At 41.9% G+C, this 10714-nt stretch carries 7 protein-coding genes and 1 other RNA gene; 1 reads left to right on the top strand and 7 read right to left on the bottom strand.

All coding sequences use genetic code 11. The annotated features are described in order from the left end of the window. From H5072_RS04190 to H5072_RS04175, 4 genes are all read right to left on the bottom strand, one after another. Positions 1-1080, bottom strand: a 1080-nt coding sequence (locus H5072_RS04190) for an FAD-dependent monooxygenase (RefSeq protein ID WP_259395889.1), incomplete at its 3' end; no start/stop codon positions are given. Beyond that, positions 1077-2264, bottom strand: a complete 1188-nt coding sequence (gene ubiH / locus H5072_RS04185; protein WP_024595532.1) for a 2-octaprenyl-6-methoxyphenyl hydroxylase — start codon at positions 2262-2264, stop codon at positions 1077-1079. The genes H5072_RS04190 and ubiH, both read right to left, overlap by 4 nt. A 15-nt stretch (positions 2265-2279) precedes the next feature. Further along, a complete protein-coding gene (gene pepP, locus H5072_RS04180) occupies positions 2280-3602 on the bottom strand; it encodes a Xaa-Pro aminopeptidase (RefSeq protein WP_182692801.1) in 1323 nt (440 codons plus the stop codon). A gap of 28 nt (positions 3603-3630) precedes the next feature. Continuing rightward, the gene (locus H5072_RS04175; RefSeq protein ID WP_002962745.1) at positions 3631-4194 is read right to left on the bottom strand and encodes a UPF0149 family protein; all 564 of its coding nucleotides are present in this window, start codon (positions 4192-4194) and stop codon (positions 3631-3633) included. Positions 4195-4387: 193 nt separating this feature from the next. On the opposite strand from H5072_RS04175, the gene ssrS reads away from it, so the two are divergent. Further along, positions 4388-4570: non-coding RNA, 6S RNA (gene ssrS, locus H5072_RS04170), on the top strand. Between the two features lie 138 nt (positions 4571-4708). Here the strand turns inward: ssrS and H5072_RS04165 are convergent. Genes H5072_RS04165 through H5072_RS04155 form a run of 3 tightly spaced genes read right to left on the bottom strand, consistent with a single transcriptional unit; the run spans position 4709 to position 10510 of the window. After that, a complete protein-coding gene (locus tag H5072_RS04165) occupies positions 4709-7792 on the bottom strand; it encodes an efflux RND transporter permease subunit (protein ID WP_182692800.1) in 3084 nt (1027 codons plus the stop codon). Beyond that, complete coding sequence (locus H5072_RS04160; RefSeq protein ID WP_182692799.1) at positions 7789-9105, bottom strand: efflux RND transporter periplasmic adaptor subunit; 1317 nt, start codon at positions 9103-9105, stop codon at positions 7789-7791. The genes H5072_RS04165 and H5072_RS04160 overlap by 4 nt, the downstream gene beginning before the upstream one ends. Continuing rightward, entirely contained in the window at positions 9095-10510 is a 1416-nt protein-coding gene (locus tag H5072_RS04155) for a TolC family protein (RefSeq protein WP_182692798.1), read from the bottom strand. Before H5072_RS04155 ends, H5072_RS04160 begins: the two co-directional genes overlap by 11 nt. Positions 10511-10714 lie beyond the last annotated feature (204 nt).

Raw genomic sequence — 10714 nt, 5'->3', positions numbered from 1 at the left:
GGATTTAACGCGAGGAAACAGAAAAAAACGGTTAGTAGGACGCTGGTTAAAAGGTTTAACCGTAGCATCGAGCTTACGGGTACGTTCGTAATCGCGAAGTGTGCGCGTGCTTGCAAATTCTTTATTATTACTTGTTAAAAGCTCAATTAAATAAGCGGCGTCTTTTAGGCCTAAGTTCATACCAAGCCCTGCAAGTGGATGGATTGTATGTGCAGCATCGCCAATGAGTACCACTTTGCCTGAAACCCATTGCTGAGCGTAGCGCATTTTAAGTGGGAAAGCTGCGCGCGCACTTTGCACTTCACATAGCCCGCATTGGCCATCTATTGCAGCCATAACAGCTTTATTAAAGGCACTGTCGTCCATTGCAAGCAGCTCATCGCAGTGGTTGGGGCTAGTAGACCATACTATTGAATGGGTATTTGCATCGCTCAGAGGTAAAAATGCCAGCGGCCCGGTTGGTAAAAACACTTGGCGTGCGGTATTTGCGTGCGGCTCTTTGGTTTTTACGGTTGCGACTAGCGCATGGTGATCGTAATCTTTAAAGCTAAGCGCCATATTAAATTGTTTGCGAATAGCTGAGTTTGCCCCATCAGCGGCCACCAGCAGTTTTGCAATAATTGGCTCGCCGCTTTTAAGCGTTATAAATACATCTGATTCGCTTTGATGTATTTGCTGATACTGTGTATCGAACATTAACGTGGCACTACTTTGTTGTTCCAACTCTTTTATGAGCGCGTAGCGGATAATGTCGTTTTCAACAATATGGCCTAAATGCTCAAGCTCAAGTTGTTTGTTATCAAACGCTATTTTGCCAAAACTGTCGGCATCGCGTACATCCATATGCGTATAAGCGCACGCTCGCTGTGCGATAATTTCTGGCCATACATTTAATTGCTCAAGCAAGGTTTGACTTGCAATGCTTAGCGCACTTACGCGCAAACCATATTCGTCAGTTGGCAACGCTTGTGTTGGTGCGCCGTCGAGTACAACGACGCTTATATCGGCTTTTGCCAATCCAAGTGCTAGTGTTAGCCCTACGCAGCCACCACCTACAATACAAACCTGTGCTTGCTTCATAAACGCCTACCTTGTTTAACTTGCCCCATTAACTGTTTGGCTAATGGCGCTTTTAATGCGGGAAATAAATCCATCGAAAACAACCCAATACTGCGCCCCAATGCGAGCACTCGCGATGAGTTTGAAAAAAGCCTAACAAGTGCATCGGTTAAGCTCATTACGGTTTTTATATCATCACTGCGCTTTTTAGAATATTCACGTGTAAACGCATAGCTGCCTAAACCGTGTTGGCTGTTTGCTATTAAATTACTTAGTACTTGCACGTCGCGAAGGCCTAAATTAAAACCTTGCCCTGCAATAGGATGAATAGCATGTGCGGCATTACCAATAACCACTGTACGGTGCGCAGTCAAAGACTCGACTTGCCCGTAAACGAGCGGGTAACTCGTGCGCATGCCTACTTTAGTAAATTGACCACCGCGATAACCAAACGCACTTTGTAGGGCACTTATAAAGTCTTGTTCATTAAGTGCCATGTGCTGTTCAACCTGATCTTGGCTCATACACCACACCAACGAATAACGGTTATTGCTCATGGGTAATAACGCCATAGGCCCGCTTTGTGTAAAACGCTCAAAGGCATGATTATTATGCCCACCAGCTACTTCTACATTGGCAATAATTGCGCCTTGTTCATAAGGCTGGGTATTAAAGCCAAGCTCAAGTAAATTACGTGTGGGTGATTGTGCACCATCAGCAATAACCAATAGCGCTGCGCTTAATTGCTCGCCGCTTTGCAGGGTAAGTGTATTGCTGTGCAGGGTTTGCTCAATGGCAATTACGCTATCGGGGCACAAAAGCGTAATATTTGATTGCGTTAAACGCAGGTGGAGCGCTCGGCCAAAAGGGTTAACTTCTACTACGTAACCAAGTGAAGGTTTAGCAAATTCGTCGCAATTAATGTGCGCTTTACCAAAGTGGCCTCTATCAGACACGCTCACTTTTTTGATTACGGCGGTGTAAGGGGCATTTTGTTCAAATAAATTGAGGCTTTGTAAATACTCTACCGATTGCTGAGCAAGTGCAATGCTTCTGTCGTCAAAGCTTGGGTGGTAGTCGCCGGTAACTTGATTAGCTTCTACAACGGCAATATTTAACGCGGGATTAGTTTTAGCCACACTTAACGCGCAGCTTGCTCCCGCTAAACCACCGCCAATAACAACTACATCAAACTGCTTAGCCACTTTACTCTCCGAGCTTTATACGTTTTTAGCACTTTGCATAAGTGCTTCTATATCGCTAATTTTTTTAGGCACGCTTAGGGTCAAGTTTTCATGGCCTGTTTCGGTAACTAGCAAGTTATCTTCAATACGAATACCAATGCCTTTGTATTTTTGCGGTGCGCTTGAGTCTTCGCTGATATAAAGCCCAGGCTCTATGGTGAGTACCATACCGGGCTCAAATGCACGCTCAACGTTATTTACTTTGTAATCGCCAACATCATGTACATCTAAACCAAGCCAATGCCCAAGCCCGTGCATGTAATATTCTTTACATGCCCCTTTTGCCATTAGCTCATCAAAGTCGCCGGTTAAAATACCTAAATCAAGTAAACCTTGGGTCATTACTTCCATTGCTAGTTTATTAGCATGCGACATGTAACCACCTGGTTTTACTTCATCAAAAGCAACTTCTTGCGCTTTAAGTACAATATTGTAAAGCGCGGCTTGCTCTTCGCTAAATTGTCCATTTACTGGAAAAGTACGGGTAATATCGGCGGCGTAACCTTGTAGTTCACAACCGGAATCTATAAGTACCAGGTCGCCATTTTTTAATACGTCGCTATTTTGCGTGTAATGTAAAATATTGGCGTTGTCGCCACTACCAACAATTGTGCCGTACGCCGGGTGCGGCGCACCATTCATGGCATAATGATGATGCAGCTCAGCCTCTAGCTGAAATTCAGTAGCTCCGGGGTGTGAAAAACGCATAGCGCGCATATGCCCTCGCGCACTAATTTCACAGCCTTCTCGCATAACATTTACTTCGCTTGGCGATTTAAACAAACGCATTTCATGAATAAGGCCGCGTATTTCTTTTAAAGTACTCGGTGCTTTGAGGCCTTTTCGCGCACCACTTCTAAGTGTACCTAGTAACGTAAACACTTTGGTATCAAATGAAGGATAAGCACCTTGTGCAAAATAAATCGCATCTTTTTCATTTAGTATATCGAGTAGCTTATCGTTTAATTCACTTAACGGGTAAGCTTCATCAAACAAGTAGTCACTTTTAGCTTTATCAAAGCCAACTCTGCGGCCATGCCAAATTTCTGCAAGCTTGTCTTTATCTAGGCAAAATAAAGTACTGGGTGCATCGCTGTTGTTACATAGTACAAGTACAGCGTCGGGTTCGTTAAAGCCTGTTAAATAGAAAAAGTCGCTATCTTGTCTAAATGCATATTCGGTATCGCGGCTACGCGTCACTTCGCTCGCAGCGGGAATAATAGCAACGCTATTTTTATCCATTTGCGCAAGTAAACGCTCACGGCGTGCTTTAAATTCTGACTTTTGTACTTCAACCATTATTAACCAACCCGTTTAACTTTTTAAACTAATGAAGTGTTTTTTTAGTACTTTGCGTGTTTTGCTCTTTACCAAGCTCTGCAAAACAAAGTAGTGCTGATACGCGCACATATTCAATCACTTCGTGCAGCGCTTGGCTGTCTTCTTCGGTTTCTTCAAAAGTGGTATCTAGGCGAGTGATTTCGCTAAAGTCAGTAATAACCTCTTTAACATCGCTTGATAACTTACCGTAATCTTTTTGCTTTAAGCCAAAACCAAGCATAAACCCTGCTACCCATGATACGAGGCCATTAGCCTGATCGATGAGTGTTTCGTCATCGTTTGGTAAAAATAAATCAAACTGAAATTCGTCATCATTAAAGCTCGCAACTACTTGCTTATAAATAGTGCCAAAAAACTGCTTTAAATCGTTACTAAATGATTCACCATCGTTAAACACATCGCTCAAAAGGCCTAAGTATTCTTTGTCGTCAATGGTTAAACCACACGCAAGTAAACCACTAATTACACCATGCGCTTCGGCAGGTGATACAAATATTTCGTTTTTTTCTAAAAGCAGTTGAGCTTTTTCGTAATCGGGTAAATCGTTCATAATCGAATCTTCGCTTTGCAAGTTAAGGCAATGCTACCACTCGATAAAAAGCAACTCCAATTAATTGTATGATCAAGCTCAAAAACCATGCGATAAAGTAAATGACGAGTTAAAGATGCGGGAAAACTAAGCGAACGGTTTAATTTTTTACGTTTAGGGTTTAAGGATTGGATTATGTCTTATATACTTAAATTGTTCCCTGGGGTACCGGAGCTTGGTTAAGTCCCTGAGCCGATAAATTTTATACCAGGATTTCTGTTCGTCTACTATTGTGCAAGCTCGGCATGTACCGAGAAGCCTACGGTAAACCGCAGATTTCCGCCCTGAAACCTTCTGGTTTCAGGACTGAAACCGGGTACCGTATCTTGGGGAACACCTTCTTACTTTTTATACTCCCTCTTATTACTTATTCATTTTTTTGCTATACCTTCGTACATTATTTTTATAATTTTTGGCAAAAAAAAGCTGCAAGCAATTTCTTACTTACAGCTAAATTTTAAATGCTTACGCTTATTTACTTAAACCAACCTTGAAAGCGCTCCATCATCATGTAGTTTATTGGTACTAACAATAAAGTAATAAAGGTCGCAAAAATAATCCCAAACCCTAGACTTACCGCCATAGGTATTAAAAACTGCGCCTGAGTCGCTTTTTCAAATAATAACGGCATTAAGCCAATAAAGGTCGTTAAACTTGTTAGCATTACAGGGCGAAAACGCGATGCACCGGCAATTTTAACTGCATCTAGTAATTTGCCGCCTTCACTACGCTTTTTATTGATAAAATCAACTAGTACAAGGGAGTCATTTACTACCACCCCAGTTAGGGCGAGCATACCAAGCAAGCTCATAATGGTTAAATCCATGCCCATAATCCAATGCCCGACTACAGCACCTATCATGCCAAATGGAATTACACTCATTACTATAATTGGCTGTAAGTAAGACTTAAGCGGTATCGCTAATAGCGCATAAATTATGAAAAATACAAACACAAGTGCCCAAGCCAATGACCCAAACGACTCTCGCTGCTCTTTAGCCTCACCTTCTAGTTTGTAATCTACTCCAGGATATTGCTGCATTAACTCATCTAAATACTCCGTTAGGTCAGCCTGAAGTATGGTCATGTTGGTGTTATTTTTTTCGATATCCGCTGTAACATTTAAAGTACGGTAGCGGTCTATTCGGTTAATAGTTGACGGGCTTTGCCCTGCGGTAAGGGTTGCAACATGCGATAACGGCACCGAGCCACCAGTAGGTGTATTGATGAGTATATTTTGTAAATCGGCAACTGAGCGGCGCTCGTCTATAGGCAAGCGAACCATTACACGTACATCGTCACGGCCGCGCTGAATACGTTGGACTTGCGAGCCAAAGAACGAGTTACGCACTTGACCTGCAACATTGACTCTATTTAAGCCCAGCGCTAAGCCTTGCTGCGTAAGCTCTATTTGTAACTCTTCTTTACCATCAGACATGCTATCGGCAATATCAAATACCGTTGGGTAGGTCGATAAACGGGTTTTAATGTGATCAGCCACGTCTTGTAAAATAGTCAACGAAGTCCCGCTAAGCTGAACATCAATTGGGTCAGAACTTCGGCCAATTTCAGCTCTAAACGTTAAGCTTTCAGCGCCTGGAATGACACCAATTAAATCGCGCCATTCGCTGGCAAGCTCTCTTGATCCTATTTCTGATTCACGCTTTTCAGCCGGTGTTATTTCAAAGCGTACAGAACCTGAATTAGATACACCACCACGCCCGCCTGTTGTGGCTAATATATTTAAAATAACGCTTTCACCTGTATCTGGGTCGCGGTATTTTTCTTGTAATTGCTGCGCCTTTTGCGACATATCAATTACGTATTTATTAGTGACTTCAAACGGCGTACCTGTTGGTAGTGTTAAGTTAACGCGGACTGTTTCGCTTGGTATACGCGGGAAAAATACAAACTTAGTCCAACCACTAGTGATCATGGTTAAAATTATTATAAACACACCAACAAACAAACTTACCGAAGCCAATTTATGGCGCAGTGCTAAATTTAAAGTTGGTTGGTAATATTTTAAAATCGCGTTTTCAAATCCATCTGCAAAACGCTGTTGAATAACATCAAACTTTGAAGGTTCGCCTTTTTCGTGGCGTAGTTTTATATATTTTAAATGTGCGGGTAGTACAAATTTAGATTCAATCAATGAAAACAATAATACCGGAATAACCACTACCGGTATTTGTGCAAACAAAGCACCGCGCGCCCCTTCAATAAAGGCCAAAGGTAAAAAGGCGGCAACGGTAGTTAGTACACCAAATGTTACTGGTGTTGCGACTTCTTGAGTACCTAAAATTGCAGCTTGCTCGCCCGACTTAGCTGTTTTTAAATGGGTATAGACATTTTCGCCAGTAACTATGGCGTCATCAACAACAATCCCAAGTACTAATATAAAGCCAAATAAGCTCATAATATTAAGGGTTACGCCAAATATAGGCATCGCTATAAACGCGCCCATAAACGAAACCGGAATACCAATAAATACCCAAAATGCAATTGCAGGTCGTAAAAACAAAGTAAGTAAAGCAAGTACTAAAATACCGCCTTGTAGGGCATTGGTCGTTAGTGTGGCAATTCGACTTTTAACCAGCTCCGAATCATCATCCCAGTAACTTAGTTCAAATCCTTGTGGAAGAGAGCTTTGTTGCTCTTTTATGTAATTTTTAACTTCGTCAGCAACAGTAATTGCACTTTGCGGACCAATTCGATATACGTCGATAAATGCAGCCTGCTTACCATTAAAGCGAGTACGTACTGGGGTTTCTTCAAAATCGTCTTTAATTATTGCAATATCGCCTAAACGAATAATCGTGCCGTCAGCTTGGTTTTTAACAACAATATTGGCAAATTCATCTTTACGATATGCTTGCCCTTTAGAGCTTATAAGTACGTCCCCACCTTCAGTTTTTAAGTTACCAGCAGAAATATCAGAGCTTGAATTAGCAATGGCACTCGATATTTGTGCAAGGCTTAAATCGTACTGACGAAGAACGTCTTGGCTTACTTCAATGGCAATTTCGTAATCACGAACACCACTTAGCTCTACCTGCGTCACATTTGGTAAGCGTAGAATTTGATCGCGTACTGTTTCTGCGTATTCACGGGTTTCTTTTTCGCCGTAATCACTTGATACGGTAACCGCGATAACTTCGCGAATTCGCTCCGCAAGCGCGACTATTGGCTTTTCAGCATCGGCTGGAAAGGTGTTAATTGCATCTACACGACTTTTAATATCAGCTAAAAGCTCACGCGGGTCGTAGCCCGTTTCAACTTCAATTGTTACAGAGCCTGAGCCTTCAGAAGAGCGGCTAAATATTTGCTTAATACCTTCTAAATCTTGTACGGCTTCTTCTATACGAATTGTTACGCCTTGCTCTACATCCTCTGGTGTTGAGCCGCGCAAACTTACGTTCACGCTTATCATGTCGGTTTCGAATGAAGGGAATACTTCAAGCGGTATTTTAGTCGATAAACTAAAAAGCCCCGACAGCAGCAACGTTACTAGCAATAAGTTAGCAGCAACATGGTTTTTGGCAAACCAAGCTATCATGGCTTATCTCCTTGCTTTGCTGGACGGCGTTTTTTTAACTCTTCAACACTAATACCAAGCTCTTTTGCTTTTTGTTCAAGCTGCTCTGGAGTCGGGCGCTTTCCCTTACCTTGCCCATTCACTCCACGGCTTTTAGGTTGATCTGCGCTTTGTTCACCTAAAATACTTACTTGAGTTCCTGAACTTACTTGGCCAAGTGGAGTAATAACAAGCTTATCATTTGCGTTTAAACCGGTTTTTATCATCGCCTGAGTCGCATTTTGCCAAGCTAGTGTGATGTCTTTGCGCTTAAGTACGCCACCTTCAACAATGTAAACGTACGTTCCTTGATAAATTGTACTGTTAGGAATTATAAGTGCGTTAGATACTGTTCTGCCGGTAATTTGCGCTTTTATATACTGCCCAATTTTTATTGGGTACTGGTTATTTGCTGTTGCTTTATACGGGTCATTAATTTTAGCAACTACATAAAGCTGCTGTGCGCCTTCATCTATAGCACCTTCTGTGCGTGCTAATTGCCCTTGCCACGTTTGCTCACCTACTAAGTCAGAAGTAAATTTAACAATTGAACCCGCTTGGTTTTTAGCACCATCGCGATACTGCTCTGGTAAATTTACAAATGGGAGATCTTTATTTTTAATTGGTAAGCGAATCTCAACGCTATCGATTGCGTAAATGGTTGCTAACTGTGTGTTGTTAGTAACAACTTGCCCTAAATCAACACTGCGGCTAAGTATACGCCCCGCATATGGCGCCGTTACTTTAGTGCGCTCTAAATCAAGCATCGCTTTTTCAAGTGCTGCCTGAGCCGATAAAACCTCAGCTTCAGCGGCTGCTAGTTGTGGCTCACGTAGTACTAAGCTGCTTGCCTGATTTGAGCCGCCAAGGCGCTTCCAATCGGTAATGGCTTGTTGCCCACGCGCCTTCTCTTCTAGCAAACCTTGCTCTGCGGTTAATAAATTGGCTTGAGCAGATTTAACTTCAGCCTGATGATCTCTGTCGTCTAGTTTTAAAAGTACATCGCCTTTTTCAAAAAAACCGCCTTCTCTAAAGTCATCACTTACTTCAATTATTTGCCCAGATGCCTGAGCCACTAACAAACTTTGTGTACGTGGTTTTACCGTACCGTAGCTGTCTATCATAACTTGATAATTTTGTGGTTTTAGCTCAAGCGCAGCCACACTTATTGATGCCTTCGGAGGTGTCCCAAAGCGTTTAGCCTCTGGTGGATTCCCCTTAATAAACATAACAATTAAAATTGTGGCAACAATAACCACCGCTGGAATAATAATTTTTGCTGTTTTAGTTTTCATCGTTATTGCTCTTTAGTTCACTTGAGGGCTTTGCAAAATCACCACCAAGGGCAATGTGTAGGTTAATTCTATTGGCTATTAATTGGTTTTTAATATCGATTAAGGAGCTTTGCGCGTCAAAAGAACGGTCTTGGGCATCAAGCACTGTCGTGTAAGTTACCAGGCCACTTTGATACTGCTCAAACGACAATTGCTCTGCAGCAAGTGCGTTTTCTTGTGCCTCTAACGTGCTTGTATATTGAGCTTTGAGGGACTGCTGCTGCGAAATTGCATTTTCAACATCACCAAATGCGTCATAAAGTGTTTGTAAATAAAGCTGCTCTTGCTTTTGAGTATTAAGACGCGCTATTTCTTCGTTGGCTTTTAAGCGCCCACCTTCAAAAAGTGGCGCTGAAATACTACCTAACAAAGACCATGCAAGGCTTGATGGAGAAAACAAGTCGCTTACTCTGTCTGTACTATCACTTAATGAAGCTGTTAAATCTAAACTTGGAAAGCGTTGTTTGTGCGCATATGCCAATGATGCGTCGGCTGCTAAAAGCTCATACCAACTTGCACGTAGAGTAGGTTTTCGCGTTATAAGCTCAGAAGGTAATCCTAGAGGAATATCGGTATTAATAACAGGTAAGTCACTACTAGCAGTAATAGCGCCTTTTGGGTATTCACCAAGTAAACGCTCAAGTACACGTGCTGACGCTGATAAACTCGCTTTTTGAGTGGCAATGCGAGAGCGTTCATTATTAAGCTCATTACGCGCTAAATACACATCGAGCGCTTCGTTTATGCCTTGGCGATAGCCAGCTTCAATAATATCGAGATTTTGTTGTGAGTTGGCTTCGCGACGCTTAAATAAATCCAGTAATTGCTGCGCCGTAACCACATCAAACCAACCTGTTACCACATCAGCAACAAGTTGCTGTTTAGCTTGCTCAAACCGTGCCTGCTGGGCTAAATAGTTAAGATTAGCTTCGCGCTTGGCGTCAGAGAGCTTACCCCATAAATCAACCTCGTAAGTTAAGTTTAAACTAGCTGAGCTTGCGTTGTCGTAACTTACAGGGCGGTTGTCTTTACTACGGCTTGTACGTGTTGATAAATCAAGGCTTGGCCAAAGTGCAGCGCCCGAGACTATAAGTTGCTGCTTTTGAATTTCAACATCATAACTCGTTTGCAAAAGCTGTTGGTTGTTTTTAAGTGCTTGTTGTACAAATTTATTAAGCGTAGGATTTTGTAATTGTGTAAGCCATTGCTCTTGTACTTTTAATACTGAGCTTGATGCTTCTTGCTGCCATTGCTGAGGCATATTATTAGGGACTTGCATGCGCTGAGACGAGTTTAAATCACTCGCACAGCCGCTCAGCAGCATCACACTAATTGCCAGTAGGGTTGGCTTGCATTGCCAAATCATAATTAAACCTAAATTACTGCTATTTATGAACGTAATTCAAGCACTTTGGCAAATTTTGCTCAACTTACTTTACATAACATTACATAGCTAGCGATGAATTAACATAATAGCCAGTTATACGGTAAAAATGAGTAAATGATCAGCAATTTTTAATACTAAAATTAACTTTTTGTAATGTGTTTAAGAGATTAACTATACAAAAAC

It is taken from the genome of Pseudoalteromonas sp. SR45-5 (genome assembly GCF_014163565.1).
Taxonomy (GTDB): domain Bacteria; phylum Pseudomonadota; class Gammaproteobacteria; order Enterobacterales; family Alteromonadaceae; genus Pseudoalteromonas; species Pseudoalteromonas distincta.
This window is presented reverse-complemented; position numbering and strand designations above follow the sequence as displayed.

Coding starts and splice junctions, on each gene's coding strand:
- H5072_RS04165 (WP_182692800.1), bottom strand. CDS start 7,792: ATGATAGCTTGGTTTGCCAAAAACCATGTTGCTGCTAACTTATTGCTA.
- H5072_RS04155 (WP_182692798.1), bottom strand. CDS start 10,510: ATGATTTGGCAATGCAAGCCAACCCTACTGGCAATTAGTGTGATGCTG.
- H5072_RS04175 (WP_002962745.1), bottom strand. CDS start 4,194: ATGAACGATTTACCCGATTACGAAAAAGCTCAACTGCTTTTAGAAAAA.
- pepP (WP_182692801.1), bottom strand. CDS start 3,602: ATGGTTGAAGTACAAAAGTCAGAATTTAAAGCACGCCGTGAGCGTTTA.
- H5072_RS04160 (WP_182692799.1), bottom strand. CDS start 9,105: ATGAAAACTAAAACAGCAAAAATTATTATTCCAGCGGTGGTTATTGTT.